21 protein-coding genes are annotated in these 17156 nt (G+C 70.2%); 11 read left to right on the top strand and 10 right to left on the bottom strand.

Translation table 11 applies throughout. The annotated features are described in order from the left end of the window. Genes AB8998_RS22225 through AB8998_RS22205 form a run of 5 tightly spaced genes read left to right on the top strand, consistent with a single transcriptional unit; the run spans position 1 to position 4574 of the window. Positions 1-1161 (top strand): MlaD family protein, encoded by a 1161-nt coding sequence (locus AB8998_RS22225; RefSeq protein ID WP_369739774.1) that lies wholly within the window; start codon positions 1-3, stop codon positions 1159-1161. After that, positions 1158-2204 carry an MlaD family protein gene (locus AB8998_RS22220; protein ID WP_369739773.1) on the top strand — a complete coding sequence of 349 codons (1047 nt, stop codon included), beginning with the start codon at positions 1158-1160 and terminating at the stop codon, positions 2202-2204. The genes AB8998_RS22225 and AB8998_RS22220 overlap by 4 nt, the downstream gene beginning before the upstream one ends. Further along, positions 2201-3166 carry an MlaD family protein gene (locus AB8998_RS22215; RefSeq protein ID WP_369739772.1) on the top strand — a complete coding sequence of 322 codons (966 nt, stop codon included), beginning with the start codon at positions 2201-2203 and terminating at the stop codon, positions 3164-3166. Before AB8998_RS22220 ends, AB8998_RS22215 begins: the two co-directional genes overlap by 4 nt. 21 nt (positions 3167-3187) lie before the next feature. Next, positions 3188-3892 carry a hypothetical protein gene (locus tag AB8998_RS22210; protein WP_369739771.1) on the top strand — a complete coding sequence of 235 codons (705 nt, stop codon included), beginning with the start codon at positions 3188-3190 and terminating at the stop codon, positions 3890-3892. A gap of 10 nt (positions 3893-3902) precedes the next feature. Then, on the top strand, positions 3903-4574 hold the full coding sequence (locus tag AB8998_RS22205) for a hypothetical protein (protein WP_369739770.1): 672 nt from the start codon (positions 3903-3905) through the stop codon (positions 4572-4574). A gap of 114 nt (positions 4575-4688) precedes the next feature. Here the strand turns inward: AB8998_RS22205 and AB8998_RS22200 are convergent, their stop codons facing one another. Further along, positions 4689-5126 carry a hypothetical protein gene (locus AB8998_RS22200; protein WP_369739769.1) on the bottom strand — a complete coding sequence of 146 codons (438 nt, stop codon included), beginning with the start codon at positions 5124-5126 and terminating at the stop codon, positions 4689-4691. Positions 5127-5145: 19 nt separating this feature from the next. After that, entirely contained in the window at positions 5146-5826 is a 681-nt protein-coding gene (locus AB8998_RS22195; protein WP_369739768.1) for a M15 family metallopeptidase, read from the bottom strand. 60 nt (positions 5827-5886) lie between these two features. Between AB8998_RS22195 and AB8998_RS22190 the strand changes: the two genes are divergently transcribed. Beyond that, positions 5887-7395, top strand: a complete 1509-nt coding sequence (locus AB8998_RS22190; RefSeq protein WP_369739767.1) for a serine hydrolase domain-containing protein — start codon at positions 5887-5889, stop codon at positions 7393-7395. Positions 7396-7517: 122 nt separating this feature from the next. After that, positions 7518-7748, top strand: a complete 231-nt coding sequence (locus AB8998_RS22185) for a hypothetical protein (RefSeq protein WP_369739766.1) — start codon at positions 7518-7520, stop codon at positions 7746-7748. Between the two features lie 20 nt (positions 7749-7768). Here the strand turns inward: AB8998_RS22185 and AB8998_RS22180 are convergent, their stop codons facing one another. After that, complete coding sequence (locus AB8998_RS22180) at positions 7769-8620, bottom strand: phytanoyl-CoA dioxygenase family protein (protein ID WP_369739765.1); 852 nt, start codon at positions 8618-8620, stop codon at positions 7769-7771. Positions 8621-8702: 82 nt separating this feature from the next. Here AB8998_RS22180 and AB8998_RS22175 point away from each other — a divergent pair, with 82 nt between their 5' ends. Beyond that, on the top strand, positions 8703-9095 hold the full coding sequence (locus AB8998_RS22175; protein ID WP_369739764.1) for a nuclear transport factor 2 family protein: 393 nt from the start codon (positions 8703-8705) through the stop codon (positions 9093-9095). A 15-nt stretch (positions 9096-9110) separates the two neighbouring features. Here the strand turns inward: AB8998_RS22175 and AB8998_RS22170 are convergent, their stop codons facing one another. From AB8998_RS22170 to AB8998_RS22160, 3 genes are all read right to left on the bottom strand, one after another. Beyond that, entirely contained in the window at positions 9111-9632 is a 522-nt protein-coding gene (locus tag AB8998_RS22170; RefSeq protein WP_369739763.1) for a DUF732 domain-containing protein, read from the bottom strand. A 211-nt stretch (positions 9633-9843) separates the two neighbouring features. Continuing rightward, the gene (locus AB8998_RS22165) at positions 9844-10425 is read right to left on the bottom strand and encodes a DUF732 domain-containing protein (RefSeq protein ID WP_369739762.1); all 582 of its coding nucleotides are present in this window, start codon (positions 10423-10425) and stop codon (positions 9844-9846) included. Between the two features lie 19 nt (positions 10426-10444). Then, positions 10445-11146, bottom strand: a complete 702-nt coding sequence (locus AB8998_RS22160) for a TetR/AcrR family transcriptional regulator (protein WP_369739761.1) — start codon at positions 11144-11146, stop codon at positions 10445-10447. Positions 11147-11345: 199 nt separating this feature from the next. On the opposite strand from AB8998_RS22160, the gene AB8998_RS22155 reads away from it, so the two are divergent. Then, positions 11346-11738 (top strand): DUF4267 domain-containing protein, encoded by a 393-nt coding sequence (locus AB8998_RS22155; RefSeq protein WP_369739760.1) that lies wholly within the window; start codon positions 11346-11348, stop codon positions 11736-11738. 34 nt (positions 11739-11772) lie between these two features. On the opposite strand, the gene AB8998_RS22150 is transcribed toward AB8998_RS22155, so the two are convergent. Continuing rightward, entirely contained in the window at positions 11773-13227 is a 1455-nt protein-coding gene (locus AB8998_RS22150) for a protein adenylyltransferase SelO (RefSeq protein WP_369739759.1), read from the bottom strand. A 109-nt stretch (positions 13228-13336) separates the two neighbouring features. Between AB8998_RS22150 and AB8998_RS22145 the strand changes: the two genes are divergently transcribed. After that, positions 13337-14254 carry an HpcH/HpaI aldolase/citrate lyase family protein gene (locus AB8998_RS22145; protein ID WP_369741700.1) on the top strand — a complete coding sequence of 306 codons (918 nt, stop codon included), beginning with the start codon at positions 13337-13339 and terminating at the stop codon, positions 14252-14254. 20 nt (positions 14255-14274) lie between these two features. Beyond that, complete coding sequence (locus tag AB8998_RS22140; protein WP_369739758.1) at positions 14275-14970, top strand: mycothiol-dependent nitroreductase Rv2466c family protein; 696 nt, start codon at positions 14275-14277, stop codon at positions 14968-14970. A gap of 9 nt (positions 14971-14979) precedes the next feature. Here AB8998_RS22140 and AB8998_RS22135 read toward each other — a convergent pair whose 3' ends face one another. The 3 genes from AB8998_RS22135 to crcB (AB8998_RS22125) are packed head-to-tail and all read right to left on the bottom strand — an operon-like array spanning position 14980 to position 17061. After that, positions 14980-16254, bottom strand: coding sequence for an HNH endonuclease (locus AB8998_RS22135; RefSeq protein WP_369739757.1), 1275 nt, complete (start codon positions 16252-16254; stop codon positions 14980-14982). A 31-nt stretch (positions 16255-16285) separates the two neighbouring features. Beyond that, entirely contained in the window at positions 16286-16666 is a 381-nt protein-coding gene (gene crcB, locus AB8998_RS22130) for a fluoride efflux transporter CrcB (RefSeq protein ID WP_369739756.1), read from the bottom strand. Beyond that, entirely contained in the window at positions 16663-17061 is a 399-nt protein-coding gene (gene crcB, locus AB8998_RS22125; RefSeq protein WP_369739755.1) for a fluoride efflux transporter CrcB, read from the bottom strand. The genes crcB (AB8998_RS22130) and crcB (AB8998_RS22125) overlap by 4 nt, the downstream gene beginning before the upstream one ends. Between the last annotated feature and the right edge of the window lie 95 nt (positions 17062-17156).

Genomic DNA, 17156 nt, shown 5'->3' with positions numbered 1-17156 from the left:
ATGCCCTGGATTTCGGCTGTCGGCTCGCGGTTGCGCTCCCCGCTGGGTATCGCGGCAGCGGTGGTTCTCGTCGCCGGGATCACGGCGGCGGCGTTCTTTGGCGCCCAGGCCGTCCTGCCCGCCAAAACCCGGGCGATGTGTGCCGAATTGACCGACGCGGTGGGCCTGTACCCGGGCAACAAGGTCGCGCTGCTGGGCATCGACGTCGGCGCGACGACCGCGATCGTCAACAAGCCCGACCACGTCGAGGTCGACTTCACCGTGCCCGCCGACCTCGACTTGCCGGCCGACGTCGGAGCGGTCACCTACTCGCAATCGATCGTCACCGACCGGCATCTCGAACTGACCAAGCCCTACACGTCGGGGCCGAAGTTCACCGGGCCGGGCTGTATCGGGCTGGCGTACACCAGAACCCCGATCAGTGTCAGCGAAACCTTCTCGGCCATCGGCAAGCTCGCCGACGACATTCTGGGCCCCCAGCCCGGCCAGGACCCGTCCCGCGCCCCGGGCGTGCAGGCCATCAACGACAGCTTGCGCGCGGCCGGCCGCTCGCTGGACGGCACCGGACCAGGCCTCAACCAGACGCTGCGCAATCTGGTCACCATGCTTGCCGATCCCTACAAGGCCGACGCCGAGTACCGGCAGCTGTTCGAGAACAGCGAGATCTTCACGTCGGGCTTTCTCAAGCACTGGGACACCTTCGCCTCGGTGGTCGCAACGCTGCCCGCCACCACCGAACTGATCGAGGGCCTGTCGGACAATTTCTCCGCGGCGCTGAGCCACATTTCGCACCTGCTGCCGATCCTGGTGGAGGCCATGAACCGGTGGGCGCCGCGGCTCTATCAGAGAATCACCGACAAGCTGATCCCGTGGGTGCGCGACGTGCTGAACCGCTACACCCCGGCCATCCTGGGCACCATCAAGTCGTGGCCGCAGTTCAGCCACTGGTTGTCCGACATCTACGAGCCGGCGTGGGGCACCCACAACGTCACCTACATCCCACCGCAGGTGGCGATTTCGCCGACGCAGGCCGGGGCCATCTGCGACGTGCTGCGCAAGCGTCACACCCCCGGGGCCGCCGCGGCGTGCGCGTCGGACACCCCGTCGGATCCGGTCACTCTCGGGCTGACCGATCTCATCCTGGGGGCCGCGCTGTCATGACCCGGCGATCGGCGCGTGTTGCCTGCCTGCTGCTGGCCGTGCTGGCCATCGTGTCCACGGCGGCCTGCTCGCTGGACCCGACCCGGCTGCCGGTCCCGGGCGCCTACACCCCCCACCACGCCTATCGAATCAAGATCGAGTTCTCCAGTGTGCTCAACCTGCCCGCGCGGGCCAAGGTGGACTCCGGCGGTATCCAGATCGGCGTGCTCGACCACGTCGCACTCGACGGCAGCAAGGCGGTCGCCTACGTCGAGATGTCCGGCGACACCACGCTTCCCGACAACACCCGCGCCGAACTGCGCCAGGCGACCCCACTCGGCGACATCTACATCGCGCTGCTGCCGGCCGCCAAACCGTCGGCGGGGGTGTTGCGCGACGGCGGCACCATCCCGTTGCGCAACACCGAACCTGCCACCAACGTCGAGGACGTCCTGCGGTCGGTGTCGAACCTGGTGGCGGGCGGGGCGATCGGCACGTTGCGCGATACCGTGGTCAACTTCAACAAAGCCTTCCCGCGGGATCCCGCCGCGCTGACCCGGATCCAGCACACCATCGCCGGAGTGCTGAACGACCTTGCGGCCAACCAGGACACCATCAACGGGATCCTGTCGAGCATGGAGAACATCAGCACGAACCTGTCGGGCAACACCGATGTGTTCAACCGGCTGGTCGCCGAGGGCCCGGCGAAGCTCGAAGGCCTGTCGGCGATCACGCTCGCCATCGTGCGGCTCGTCGCGGACTCCAAAGGCATCGACGAACTGGGCGGGCAGGTCATCAACCCGGTCGCCGGCGACTGGATGGAGATGCTCTCCTACCTCACGCCGTGGGTGGGCACCGTGGCCACCGTCGACACCACCATTCCGGTGCTCGCCGACAAGATGATGGCCTTGATCCGCACCAAGCTCATCCCGTTCTTCCGCCACGGGGGCCCGAAATACACCATCTCCGGACTTCATCCACCGACCGGGCATGAGGGTGTGGACCCCGCCGACAAGGCCGACCAGGCGGTCTCGGCGATGCGGACGATGGGGTTGCTGCCGTGAAGTTCAATGCCCGGATCACGCTGGTCATCCTGACGGTGATGACGCTGCTGGGCGCGGTGTACATGGCGGTCGGCGTGCTCGAGATGGACCCGACCAAGCAGGACACCCGACTCACCCTGCTGCTCAACACGTCCGGCGGCCTGCTCCCAACGTCCGAGGTGACCATGCGGGGCATCAAGATCGGCCGGGTGACCGGCATCCGCACCACGACGACGGGGCTGGCCGTCTCGATCGACCTCGATCGCGCGCACCCGGTGCCCGCCAACAGCGCGATCAGCGTGGAAAATCTCTCCGCGGCAGGCGAACAATACATCGACTTCAAGCCGAAGCTGATTGCGCCGCCGTACTTTTCCGACGGGGCGGTGATCCCCGCGGACCGGGTCGCGCCGACGGTCACCGGAAGCGACCTGCTGACCAAGGCCAATGCCCTGATCTCCGCCCTCGACCCCGACAGCGTGCACACCGTCACCGGTAGCATCTCGGCGGCGTTCGCCGGCAACGACGACACCCTCGATTCCCTGGCCACCACCGCCGGCCTGGCCGCCAAGGTGGTCCGCGACGACAAGCAACTGATGGCCACGCTGTTCAGCAACATCTCCACGCTGACCACCGATTTGGGTGAGGTCCACGCTGCCGAGGTGATCAGCACGACCGGCCAGTTGCTGCCGAACTCGGTGCCGGCGTTCCTGCGGCTGATCCATGAAATCGAAACCCTGTCGCACAGCGGGCTGGGCGTGATGGGCCCCGACGATGCGGGCGGGATCCTGATCTCCAAGATCAGCGAATACGTCGACATGCTGGCCGGCCCGTTGAGCACCTTCGCCCCCGTCCTGCTCCCCGCGGTCGCGCCGCTGCGCGACATCAAAGTGGACGCCGGGCACTGGCTGGACTTCTGGGAATCGACCTTCAACGACACCGGCGGCGTGCGGGTGCAACTCAACGTGCCCGAATGGCACCAGTAATCGAGCACAGAAAGAACTGAGATGGCCAAGTCAACGACCAGCGACGACGAAACAACGACGGAGACCGAGCCCGAGGCCCCCGAGAACGCCGAGAACGCCGTGGACGCCGAGGAGGCCGAGCGGACCGAGACCGCCGGGCGGCGGCTTTGGCCGCGGCGGCCGTGGCGATGGGCCGCCGCCGTTGCGGCGGCGGCGGTGCTCGCCGGCGCCGTCTTCGGGTTCCTGAAATATCGCGACGTGAGCGGCGAGCTCGCGCAGCTGCGCCGGCAACAGGCCGACCGCGAGGCCGCGGCGCAGCTGGCCAAGGATTACGCGCTGAAGTCGCTGGCCTACAGCTTCGAAGACCCCGACGCCTTCTTCCGCTCGGTCGAAGACGGTGTGTCGCAGCAACTCAAGGACAAATACGTCAACGCCACCGACGTGCTGAAGAGCATCATGTTGCAGGCGCAGGTCACCTCCACCGGTGAGGTGCTGGCCACCGACCCGGTCGCCCAGCCCGGCGGGGTCTATCAGGTGGTGGTCTCGGCCCACCAGACCACCCGCAACCTGCAGAACCCGACGCCCAAGGTGTCGATCATCCTGCTGCAGGTGACCGTCAGCAGGGCGGGCAACGGGTGGCAGGTTTCCGACATCGGTCCCAAGACCGGTTCCCACCCGCCCGTCGAGGAGCAGCTGCCGCCGCCCGAGGCTCCTCCCGCGCCGCTCAAGCCGGCGCCGAAGCGCTAGGTGCGCGGCGATGAAGCGGCTGTCGGCGCCGGCCGTCACGCTGGTGGCCATCGCGGTGACCGGGTGCCTGACGTGCCCCACCGCGGCCGCCGATACCACGCTGCCGCCGTGCCCGCAGCGGACCGCGGTGATCAGCCCGAAAGCCACGTCTCCGCATTCGGATTGCCAAATGCAATCCGGCGCTTTGAATTTCGCGGTCACCTACTTCAACGTGCCCGAGCTGCCGCGGCCCAGGGCGGTGAAGGTGACCGTGACCGGCCCGGCGGGTGAAACGGTGCAGACCATCGACGAGCTTCTGGAGCCCTCGAGCCCGGGCGGCGTCGGCTTGCAGGACATCGACGAGGACGGCCGCGAAGAGCTGATCATCCCGATCGCCCAGCACTTGTTCAACGGCGGCGCGAACACCCGGTTCTCGGTGTGGCGGGCGCCGGGTGACCGTCTCCACTTCGAACGCACCCAGATGGTCGGGCAGGCCGTCTACCCCAGCGGAGACGGGTACCTGGTCACCAACGGCGGCGGCCTGGACAGCCGGGACCTCACCTTCTACCTGCCGACCGGGGCCGGTTACACGCTGGTCGTGGTCCTGACCATCGAGGCCGAGCAGGTCGACCCCGACACGCACCGGGTGCTGACCGTCACTGCCGCGCCCACCAGGAGGACGGCCTGCACGCCGTCGACATGACCGCCCACCAGGCCGAGGACGCCTTCTGCGCATCCCCGGCCGCCATGGCCATCTGGCCCGGCGCCGAGCGCCTGTCGGTCCGGAAGTGGCGCCCGGGGACGTAGCGACCGGCCCTTACGGCGCGCAGTAGTCGCGCGCCGCGGCCAAGTTCTCTCTCGCCTCGGCGAGATCGCCGGCGAGTCGTTGCGGGCTGGCCGGTCGGTAGGGGTCGCTCCCGTCGATCTGAGACGCCAGCATGTCCGACCGAAGCCGCAGGTCCACCGCCGCCGCACTGCGCAGGCCGTGCAGCGGAGCCAGCGCGTTGCGGATCTGGCTCGCCACGTACGACGGTGTACCGGAAGGAGATACCAAATTGAACTCCTGCTCGAGCCGATCCGCCGCCGGCAGGATGACGCTGCACTCCCCGTCACCGGCGGCGCCCGCCGGCGGGGCCGTCGGGCACATCGTGGCCGCGCTGACCGCGAGCAGCGGCGCGATCAGGGGTCTGCGCACCCGCCTGATCCGCTCGACGCGGCCGGGCTCCTCGGTCAAACCGTCGAATGAGCGCGACATGGCGTGCCATCCTTCCAGGTCATCCCGGCGTCTGCTCGAAGTGTTGGTAGTCCACGGGAACCGTCCAGTCCCCACCCCATCGCCAGCCGCGATCGGTGAAGACCCGTACCGCCGGGTCGCCGCGGTGCAAAAGTCCCGGGTCGGTGCGGCCGCGGTTGAGGTAGAGCACCGCGTTGCGCGGTTGGAATGTGCCGTGGGCGTACAGGCACGGGTTGACCAAGGGATTGACGTCGATGGCGCGGCCGTAGGCGTGCGGGGACCAGCGGCTGCTCCCGGGGATGCCCCGGCAGTTGAACGCCGACGTGTTGTCGTCGGCCATGGACAACTCGTCGTCGGCGGCCGGATAGTGCTCGGCTGTGCGGATTTTCTCGATCGGAAAGCCCAGCCGGTACAGCCGCTCGAAAATGGTGATCACCTGCGGCACCAGGTCTTCGTGCACGATCAGCTCGCCGCGGTGGGTCCGGCCGTCGAAACCTATGTGGTCGACGACGACCCGGCGCAGCCGCTCCGGCACGACCGGGCAACCCGGCCGCCAGCTCGCCCCCAGCTCGGCGGCGGTGACCGGGGCGACCGTCGGCCCGGCCGGTGCCGACGGCGGCGGCGCCGCGGGCGGCGGCGGTGTGGCCGCAGGAGGCGGCGGCGCCCCGGCGCACTGCGCCAGCACGAAACCAGCCGCCGTCACCGCCGCCAGTACGGCCACCCACCCCCTGCAGGGCGTCAACGGGGACGAATCCTCATCAGACCGATCTACCCTTGCGCTATGTCGATGCGCAAGGCCGTCGCCATCGCAACCGTCTTGCTGGCGCTCGTCGCGGTCTCCTCGCGCCGCCTCACCACGCATCCGGCCCCGGGCGACGGCGCGCGGGTGACAACCGCCGTGCCGGCCGCGGCGCCCGCCCCCGCTCCGCCGGTGCCTTTCGGGCCGCTGGACGCGGCCGCCGGGGCCCGGTTCGCCGCCGTGTCCACGCTGCTGAACGAGGCGGTGGCGGCGGGTGAGCTGCCGGGGGCCGTGGCGGCGATCGGGCATGGCGGCACGGTCGTCTTCCACCGGGCGTACGGCGAGCGCAAGCTTGCCGGGGAGCCGGGGCTGGACGGGTCGCCCGCACCCGCGGAGCCGATGACCGAGGACACCGTCTTCGACATGTCGTCGTTGACGAAGTGCCTTGCGACCGCGACCGTCGTCATGCAGCTCTACGAACAGGGCAGGGTTCGGCTCGACGATCCCCTGCAGGCGTATCTGCCCGGCTTCAACCCGGCGAACGACCCGCAGCGCGCGAAGGTGACGGTTCGTACGTTGCTCACGCACACCTCAGGCGAACCGGGCGACGTCGATCTCGCCGATCCGTGGGGGCTGGATCGCCCCGACAAGACCGAAGGCATTCGTCGCGCGCTCACCACGCCGCTGCAGTCGGTTCCCGGCGCGGGTTTCCGCTACTCCGACATCAACTTCGTCCTGCTCGGTGCGCTGATCGAGCAGGTGACCGGCGACGCGGAGGACGTCTATGTCCAGCAGCACGTGTTCGCGCCGCTCGGCATGAAGGACAGCCGCTACCTCCCGACGGCCAAGGCATGTGGCCCGCACACGCTCAGCGGAGCTGCGGTGACCTGGTCCGCGCCGGCGGGCCGTGCGCCGGCCGCCTGCCCCGCCGGGGCGTGGCGCACCAGCCTGCTGCCGCGCATCGCACCCACGGCTCGCGACGAGGAGAGCGCCGCCGATCCCGGCAGGAATCCCGACTACGGTCGCCTGCTGCGGGGCGCCGTGGACGATCCGACCGCACGCCGCATGGGCGGCGTGGCCGGGCATGCCGGTGTGTTCTCGACGGCGCACGATGTCAGCGTCTATGCCCAGGCCCTGCTCGATCGGCTCGCGGGCCGCCCGAGCACCTTCCCGCTGAAGCGGGCGACGCTGGAGCTGATGACCAGCCCCGAACAACCCGGGCACGCCCCCGGACAACTCGAAGCGGCCAACGACGCGCTGCGCTCTGCCGCCGCGCGCTATCCGGCGGTCCGGGGACAGAACCTGCGCGGCCTCGGCTGGGACATCGACACCGGTTATTCCGTCCCGCGCGGGCTGGTGTTCCCCGTCGGCAGCTTCGGCCACACGGGGTTCACCGGGACCTCGCTGTGGATGGACCCGGGCTCGGACACCTACGTGCTGCTGCTCTCGAACGCGATCCAGGTGCGGGGCAGTCCGCCGACCACCAACCTGGACGGGAAAGTGGCCACGGCGGCGGCGCGGGCCCTGCGTCTGTACGGGGCGGCGCGGTAGGCCCGCAAAAAACCGCGGGCACGCGGCGCGCCGAACTTGTTTGGCCCGCGCCAGATCGGGAAACTGCTATTGCACAGCTGCCAGCTATGTACTCGGGACATCGAGCAGAAAGAGGGCCGGCCGTGACGGTCAAGAATTCCACCGGCTTCGCCGGCGCCGTTCAGGAGGCCGTGGTGGCCGTGCTCGACGCCATCGTCGCCGTCGGCGAGGAACGGCGCGGGCGCCTGCAGGACGCCAAGCTGGCGGTCGAGAAGGCCCTGCATCACTCCCACAGCGGCGAGGAATGGCATCTGGCCGAGCACCTGCGCCGTGGGATCAAGGACGTCGAGTTGCGCGCACCCGACGTCGCCTGAGAGCGGCGTCGTCCCGGCGCCTACGAGTCGAGCAGCCGCAGCGGGTGCAGGCCGTCGACGGCGCCGACGAACGGCGGGTGGATGCTGTAGCCGAGCATCCGGCGGATGTCGTCGGAGACCGCCCGAGCGGTTTCGCGCGGCACCGACAGGGTGAAGGCCTCCATCGGCCGCAGCCACGGCTGGCAGTACTGGGCGGTGACGGCAAGGCGATCGTGGGTGGTGGTGTTGGCGCCGCCGCCGTGCCACAGGGTGCCCACGAAGAAGACACACGAGCCGGCGGGCATGACCACGGGCAGCGCCCTGTCGTCGGGACCCGGCCGGCGCTTGCCCCAGCGGTGGCTGCCGGGAAAGAGCACCGTGGCGCCGTTGTCCGCGGTGAAGTCGTCGATCGCCCAGATCGTGGCCGCAGCCAAGGGGGCCCGCGGGCGCGGAATCGGGTAGAACCCGTCGTCGTGGTGGGCCAGCTGGGCGGCCTCCCCGGGCTGGATGTTGATGGCCTGCAGCGCCGAGAGCAGGTAGTTGGGCATCAGTAACCGGTCGAGCACCGCCAGCACCCGCGGGTTGTCGACGAGCCGGTCGCACACGCGCGTCCTGCTCAGCAGGCTGTAGATGCGCTGGGTGCGCCGGCCCTCGAAGGAGTTGCGTCCCGTGTGCCCGAGCCCCGGGCGCACCGCGTCACGGATCTGCCCGCATTCCTCGGCGCCGAGCAGGTTCTCCCACACGACGTAGCCGTCGCGGTCGAGGGCCGCCAGGTCGGCGTCGACGATCGCGTCGCCGACCGAGCTGCCGCCGCTCGGCGTCCACTTGTACCGCTGGGCCAGGTCGCCCCTGAGGTCCTCCAGCGTGGTGACGGACTCGTCGTCGATGTTCATTGGCACGTCCCTGTCGTGGTGGCGCTAGGGCCCACACTAGGCCGGGTTCGCCCCGGTCCACACCGAACGCTAGCTTTGCGGTGTGACACCACCGGTGATCGAACGCTGGATCGAGATCGTCGACACCGGCCGGACCGACGAGCTGCGCGACCTGCTGGCCGAGGACGCCGTCTTCCTTTCCCCCGCGGTGTTCACGCCGCAGGAGGGCCGGGACAAGGCGGTGGCCTACCTGGCCGCCGCCGCGAAGCTGTTCTCCGGCAACGGCTTCCGCTATATCGAGAAGTGGTATGCCGAGCGCTCCGCGGTGCTCGAGTTCGTCGCCGACGTCGACGGCATCCACGTCAACGGCATCGACATGATCCACTGGAACGACGACGGCAAGATCACCTCGGTCAAGGTGATGCTGCGGCCGCTCAAGGCGCTGCAGGCCGTCATCCCCGAGATGGGCAGGCTGCTGCAACAGCCGGAGGCCTGAGGGGCCTGAGGGCCGCTACTTCTGCGCTTCCGGGCAGTAGACGCGGATCGCGGCCTGCGTCAGATTCTCGGTGTCGGCGCGGGTGAACTTCGGCGACCACGAATTTCCGTCGGCGACGTCCTTGTTCTCCGCCGCCAGGATGTTGTCGACCACCGACTCCAGCGGCTGCGGTGTCGGGGGCAGCAGCGAGAAACACGTGTGATGACCGAACTCCATGAACCGCTGCCGAACGGCCTCGGTCCCGTTGTCGACGATGCCGTAGGAGGCCAGCGCCGTGAGGAACGCCCCGTCCGGCCCGTCGCTCAGCGACGGCGTCTTGTGCGAGGGCGTGACCGTCACCGTCTGCGACCCGGGCGAGGTCGCGGTCTTGTCGCGCAGGAAATAGGCGCCTACCGCGCTCAGGCCCACCACGGCGGCGATGGCGATGGACGCGGCGAAGACGAGGGACCCGGCGGACTCGGTCCAGGACGGGCGGCGGCGCCGCGGACGCGGCGGAGGCGCCGACTCGGTCGGGACCTGGTTGTCCTCGATGGTCATGCGCTCACTCCTCTGCCTCCCCGAATGATCGCCACGGCTGCATTCACCGCGGAGACCGCGCCCCCACCCTGTCAGGTTTGTCGAGGTCACGCCAAGTCGAGCGCCGTCGCGCAGCGGGCGACGGCACGCGCCGCATGGGACTCATCGGTGACTCGGATCCGTTGACGATGCGCCCGATCGTATCGCCGACGCGTGCCGCCGGGTAGCCCCGTCAGCCGCCGTCGACCAGGTTGTTGTGTTGCGGACAGTAGGCGTGGACGGAGATCGTCACATAGGTGTCGGCGTCGGCGCCCATGCCCGGATTGCTCGCACGGAACTCGTTGGCGACCTGCGGCACCGTCATGCCCCGGCTGATGTTCTGGCACACCATCTTGCCGTTGTAGATGGCGGCCTGGGGATCGGCGAAGGAGATGCCGCGGTCGTTGAGGTCCCGGACGTACTTCTGGTCCTGCTGCGGTGTGGAGGCGATGGACGACGGCGCGGCCGAGGACGCCGTCGAGGTCGCCGGCGGTGCGCCGCCTTTCGCCGGCGCCGGCGAGTCGGACGGGCTCATCAACCAGAAGGCGAGCACGATCGCCCCCGCCACCGCGAGACCGCCGACGAGCAACACAGCGGCTTTGCGCCAAGTCGCTTGCCACGATTGACGATCCGCGGGCGGCTCGCCAGCGGAGCCCGCGTCGTCCTCGCGCGACCACGCGGGTTCCACCGCGTCCGGACCCGCCGAAGCGGGCGCGGCCACGGTTTCACCACCGTCGGGTGTCGGTTCGTCGGCAGCCGGTACCGGCTCGGGCATGACGGCCATGCTAGCCATGTCAGTCCAGGGGCGGATCGTCGGCGATCTGTTCTATCGTCTCCGGCGCCACGCCGAGGCCGCGCAGGCAGAACCGGATCGCGCGTTCGCGCACCTCCGCGCGTTTGGCGTGACCCGCCGCCCACTGCTGCTGGGTGCCCGCCCAGACCACGCCGTGGATCGACTTGGCGGCGACGGCCGGAACGATGCCGCGAAAAACGCCGAGCTCCACGCCCCGCTCGAGTTGCTCGACGAGCGGCTCCAGGATGGCCGTGTAGGCGGGGGAGACCAGCTCCGGGGAGTTGAGCACCGTGGCGGGGGCATCCAGGGGCAGCTGGCGCAGCTCCGGCTTGACGCTGTCGTTGAACGCCAGATCGATCCGCCCGTCGATCCAGGCCGCCACCGCCTCGATCGGCGTCCCCGCGGTCGCCATCTTCGCCTTCAACCGCCGCACTTCGGCGTGCGTCATCTCCATGAAGACGGCTTCGACGAGCTCGTCCTTGGATTCGAAGTGCCGGTAGAACGCGCGTGTGCTCAGCCGGGCGTGCTCGAGCACCGCGGCGACGCTGAGGCCCCGGACCCCCTGCTGCCGAACGGATTCCGACGCTGCCGCGACGATGGCGCGGCGCACGTCGGGATCGGGAGCGAGCTTGTTGCGTCGCGTTCGTACCTGATGCCCCACGTGCGCCTGCCGTCGTGTGAGCGGATCCCCCTGGTCCGTCATAGATAATCAAAATAATGCGCAAATCGCTTGCGGGCATCCACTTTCGCCGGAATGTCGCGATGTCGGCGACACGGGCGGCCGCCGGAACGCCCCCGGTCGCCCCGGCGATCGGTTTGCCATGTGGGCATCGCCGCCCTCCCAGCAGTGCCCTTGGTGGACTCCTGGTTTGCCGGGGACGGGGAGCATAGGCTTGGGGGCCATGACGATCGACCGCGCCGCGCTCGTTGCCGGCAGCATCCGGTTTGCCTCGGGCGTGTCGTTTCTCGTCGACCCCCTGCGCGCGAACCGGCTGTGGGGCGACGCGGAGGAACCGGCGCCGACGGCGCGGCTGCTGCTGCGCTCGATGGGCTACCGAGACGCGCTGATCGGCGGCCTGCTCGCCGCGGCGGCGTTGCGCGGCAAGGACACCCGCGGTTGGTTCCTCGCATCGGGCGGCGCCGACGCTGCCGACCTGCTCGGCGGAATCGGCGTGCTTCCCGAATTGAGGCCCGCACAACGGGTTATCGGACTCGGCGGCGCGGTGATCGGGGTCGGCGTGGGGCTGTGGGGCGCGGCGCGCCGCCGGGGTGCGGGGGAGCGGCCGCCGGGCTGACCGGCGAGATTCGTTGGCGCAGGGCCGCTTCGGCTCAGGTGCCGCAGAACGTTCGGTAGGCGCCGAAGTCCTCGGGGGCCGGGGCGGCGTACCGCTGCAGGCCCGGCCGTTCGTCGTAAGGGGCCGTCAAGGCCTCGAGGAGTCGTTCGAGCGGTTCGAGATCGCCGTCGGTGGCCGCACTCAGGGTCTCCTCGACCAGATGGTTGCGGGGAATGTAGACGGGGTTGGTGCGGTCCATCGACTCCGGGTCTGGGTCGAGGGCCCGCCAGCGCGGCAGCCAGTCGTCGAAGCCAGCGGTGTCGTCGAACAGTTCGCGGGTGGGCCCGGCATCGCCGCGGGCGGCCCGGCCGAGGTGGCGGAAGAAGGAGGTGTAGTCGACGCGGCCCGCCTTCAGCAGGGCGAGCAGTTCGTCGATCAGGTGCGCCGCGCCGGCGTCGGCGGAAAGGCCGAGTTTCGCCCGCATGCCGGGCGCCCACACGGCGTCGTAGCGGGTGTGGAACACCCCGAACGACTCCTCGGCGAGCCCTACCGCCTCCTCGGTGCTCTCCGAGATCAACGGCAGCAGCGTCTCGGCGAAGCGGGCGAGGTTCCACCCGGCGACGGCGGGCTGGTTGCCGTAGGCGTAGCGACCCCAGAAGTCGATCGAGCTGAAGACGGTCTCGGGGTCGTAGGCCTCCATGAACGCGCACGGTCCGTAGTCGATGGTCTCCCCGGAGATCGTCATGTTGTCGGTGTTCATCACCCCGTGCACGAACCCGATCAGCATCCACCGGGCTGTCAGCGACGCCTGGGCGCCCACCACCGCCTCGAACAGCGCGAGGTAGGGGCGCTGCGCGGCGGCGGCGGCGGGATAGTGGCGCGCGATCGCGTGGTCGGCGAGGCGCCGCAGCAGGTCCGCGTCGCCGGAGGCGGCGGCGTACTGGAAGCTCCCGACGCGCAGGTGGCTGCCCGCCACCCGGGTGAGCAGGGCGCCGGGCAGCTCCGTGTCGCGCTGCACCGGGCGTCCCGTGCCCACCACGGCCAGCGACCGTGTCGTCGGCACGCCCAGCGCGTGCATCGCCTCGCTGATCAGGTACTCGCGCAGCATCGGCCCCGTCGCCGCCAGGCCGTCACCGCCGCGCGCGAAGGGCGTGGGACCGGAGCCTTTCAGGGCGATGTCGCGCAGGTGCCCGTGCTCATCGGCGAGCTCGCCCAACAGCAGGGCGCGGCCGTCGCCCAACCGGGGAACGAACCCGCCGAACTGATGCCCGGCGTAGGCCTGGGCCACCGGGGTCGCCCCGTCGGGCACCAGGTTGCCCACCAGGAAGCGCAGCCCGTCGGGGCCGCGCAGCCACGCGGGGTCGAGACCGAGTTCCGCGGCGAGGCGTCCGTTGAGCACGAGCAACCGCGCGTCGGGAGGCGTCTCGGCTTGCCAGCGGACGGCCATCTCGGGCAGGTCGCGCAGGAAGCGGTCTTGCAGAGCAACGGCCATGTGCGGGGTGACGCTCACCTCATCGAGCCTACGGAAAACCCGGCAGCTCGCGCCGCGCCGTTGTCAAGGCCGCTACGGTTGATGGCGACACCCTCACCACGGAACGAGCATGACGACGGATCAATCAATGTACGAGCAGGTCAACAGCCACGCGGTGGATCCCGCAGACATCGGGTCGCGCATCGACCCGGTCCTGGCCCGCAGCTGGCTGCTGGTCAACGGCGCGCACGCCGACCGGTTCCAGTCCGCGGCGCACTCCCGCGCCGACATCGTCGTCCTCGACATCGAGGACGCGGTGGCGCCCAAGGACAAGGCCGCCGCCCGCGACCACGTCGTGCGCTGGCTCGGCGCGGGCAACACGGACTGGGTCCGCGTCAACGGCTTCGGCAGCCCCTGGTGGGCGGATGATCTCGCCGCGCTGTCCGGCACCCCCGTCGGGGGGGTGATGCTGGCGATGGTCGAATCGGTCGACCACGTCGCCGAGACCGCCAAGCGGCTGCCCGACGTGCCGATCGTGGCGCTGGTCGAAACGGCCCGCGGCCTGGAGCGCATCACCGAGATCGCCGCCGCCAAGGGCACTTTCCGGCTGGCCTTCGGCATCGGGGACTTCCGCCGCGACACCGGCTTCGGGGAGGACCCGTCCACGCTGGCCTACACCCGGTCGCGTTTCACCATCGCGGCCAAAGCGGCCGGCCTGCCCAGCGCGATCGACGGGCCGACCATCGGCTCCAACCCGCTCAAGCTCATCGAGGCCACGGCCGTCTCCGTCGAGTTCGGGATGACCGGCAAGATCTGCCTGTCCCCGGAGCAGTGCGCGGTGGTCAACGAGGGGCTGTCCCCGTCGCAGGACGAAATAGCCTGGGCGAAAGAGTTCTTCGCCGAGTTCGAGCGCGACGGCGGCGAGATCCGCAACGGGTCGGACCTGCCGCGCATCGCGCGGGCGAGCAAGATCCTCGAGTTGGCCCGCGCCTACGGCATCGAGGTGTCCGAATTCGAGGACGAACCGGTGCACTCGCCTGCGCCGTCGGACACCTACCACTATTGATCACTACCGAGCAGGTCCCGATGAGCGACTCCGTGGATTTCCACTTCGACCCGATGTGCCCGTTCGCCTACCAGACCGCGCTGTGGATCCGCGACGTCCGGGAGCAGGTCGGGATCACGGTCAACTGGCGGTTTTTCAGCCTCGAGGAGATCAACCGCGCCGACGGCAAGAAGCATCCGTGGGAACGGGAGTGGTCCTACGGGTGGTCGCTGATGCGCATCGGGGCGCTGCTGCGCCGGACCGACATGGCCCTGCTGGACCGGTGGTACGGCCGGATCGGTTACGAGTTACACGCCGCGGGTAACAAACCGCACGACCCGGCGGTGGCGCGCCGCCTGCTCGAGGAGTTGGACGTCGACGGGGAGACTCTCGACGCGGCGCTGGCCGACCCGACCACCCACGACGAGGTCCGGGCCGACCATCAACGGGTCCTCGACGCCGGCGGCTACGGTGTGCCGACGCTGTTCCTTTCCGGTCAGTGCCTGTTCGGCCCGGTTCTGGTCGACCCGCCGACCGGTCCGGACTCCCTGAAGCTGTGGACCGTGGTGACCGGCATGGCCGGGCTGCCGCACGTCTACGAGCTTCAGCGGCCCAAGGCGCGGGCCGACGTGGAGCTCATCGGCCGCCGTCTGCGCCCCTACCTGCACGGCCGCGACTGGGTGAGCATCGACCGCGGTGAGGTCATCGAGGTCGAGAACCTCGCCGATCGCGGCTGACGGGGTCGCCTAGGCGGCGTGTCGCGCGAGCGTGATGCCGATGCGGGTTTCGAGTTCGCTGCAGTCGATGGTGGGTGCGCGTGGTGGGGCTTCTGAGCGGTAGGTGTGGCCGGTGGGGGTGGTGTATTCGGCGGTGTGGGTGTGGGTTTCGTCGGTGCTGGTGGTGACGCGCCAGCCGGGGCTTTCTTTGGTGTAGTTGCAGTGTTGGCAGGTGCCCAGGCCGTTGGTGACGGTGGTGGGGCCGCCGCGGGCCCAAGGTTGGGCGTGGTCGCGGTGGCGGATGGGAGCGTCGCAGTAGGGAGTGCGGCAGCGTCGGTCGCGCAGGTCGATGAAGGCGGCCAGCCCGCGGGGAAACAGGCGTGCCCGCGATTCCATGGCCACCAGGGCCCCGGATCGTGGGTGGACGTAGAGGCGGCGCAGGGTGGCTCGCGAGCGCGCGTCGGCGGCGGCGTTGTGGACCAGGTTGCGGGCCACGGCCGCGGGGATGGGCCCGTAGCCGGCCACCTCGGCCGGCGCATCGTCGCCGCCCAGCAGCGTGTCGTCGGATAGGACGAGGTTTACCGCAACGGGGTCGGGCACCACGGCCGGTCTGCCGGTGATGCGTTCGATGAGGGTGTCGGCCATGATCTGGCCGCGGGTGCGGTCGTCGAAGGTGGTGTCGGCGGCGCGTTTGAGTGCCGCGTAGACCGCTACGCCTTTCGCCACGGGCAGCAGCGCGGTCAGATAGGTCATGGTGTCGGGGGCGGGCCGGATGGTCACGGTGCGCTCGCGTTCGGCTTTGGCGGCGCGTTCGACGCCGGCGTGCGGGTCGAGGCGGTAGGCGATCGTTTTGGCGGCCGCGGCGATGCGGGCGTCGCCCATGCCCTCGAGCCGCGCGGGCCGGGCGCACAGCTCGGCGTCCAGGGTGCGGCGGTCTTCGACGTCCAGGCAGGCGGATTCGCGCACGATCAGGGTGGCCCGCCACTCCGAGAGCGCCCCCTGTTCCAGGGCGGCCAGGGTGTGGGGCATCTCGTGCACCAGTGCTTTGGCGAGTCCGAGATGGCGCCCGCCCCGGGCCGGGGAGTCCCGCCGGGCCAGGGCGATTTCGGCGGCCACGCCGCGCCCGCGCCGGGCGGCGGGCATCCCGGCGGCGGCCTCGTCCGCGCGGCGGGTGGCATCCAGGGCGGCGGCCGCGCGGGCCTGGCCGGCCGCGGCGGCCGATTTGAGTCGTTCCAGCTCGGCGATGCGCCCGATCAGCGCGGCCTCGTCGGCCTGGGGGTCCACCGCCACCAATTCTTCGAACATGCGTTCGATACTAGCCGGGGTCCCTGACAACTCATAAGTGCTCGGCGATCCGCTGCCCCAGCTGCGCCGCGGCGAGCCCGAGCGCGACGCTCACGACGATGTTGGCGAGGGCGGGACGTAGCTGGCGCTCCTCGCCGAGCCGCTGGGATTCGAGCATCCAGGTGGAGAAGGTGGTGTAGGCGCCGACGAACGCGGTGTCGGCCAGCAGGGCCGCTTCCCTGCCCAGCGCCAGGCCGCTGATCACCCCCAGCAGCGCGGCCCCGCTGATGTTGACCGTCAGCGTGCCGAACGGAAACGGGCGGGCGACCCGCCGACCCACCGTCCGGTCCACCAGGAAACGCAGCACCGCCCCGGTGCCGCCGGCGACCAGCACGCCGGCCCAGACCGCCATCGACGTCAGCGCGCCGGTCATCGGCGAAACCGCACCCGGCGGACGAAGGCGGTGGCCAGGTGCACCGCGAGGAAGCCCAGCACGATGGTGGTGACGGTGTAGGCCGCGGCCAACGCCCAGTGGCCGCGGTGAAGCATGGTGAGCGTCTCGACCTGCATGGTGGAGAACGTGGTCAGCCCGCCGCACAGCCCGGTGCCCAGCAGCGGGCGCCGGTAGCTGGACGGCGGGAGCCGCTCGAGCAGCCGGGTGGTGAAGTAACCGACCAGGAAGGCGCCGACGATGTTTACCCCGAACGTCGGCCACGGCCAACTCGCCGGGTCATGGACGGTGAGCACGGTCACGACGGCGCGGGCCAGCGCGCCCAGCGCGCCGCCGGCGAAAACCGCCGCCAACTCGCGGTGGTCGAGGCCTGCCACTGATCGGTTCCCTTCGGTGTGTTTGCGGTGCGCTTCGCAGCGTAGCCGGACGTGCGGTGGGCAAGGCTTGGAGCGCGCGCGGGCCGACGCGCGGG

This window comes from Mycobacterium sp. HUMS_12744610 (assembly GCF_041206865.1).
Lineage (GTDB): Bacteria > Actinomycetota > Actinomycetes > Mycobacteriales > Mycobacteriaceae > Mycobacterium > Mycobacterium servetii.
Note: the sequence above shows the minus strand (reverse complement) of the source record. Positions and strands in the feature narration are given on the sequence as shown.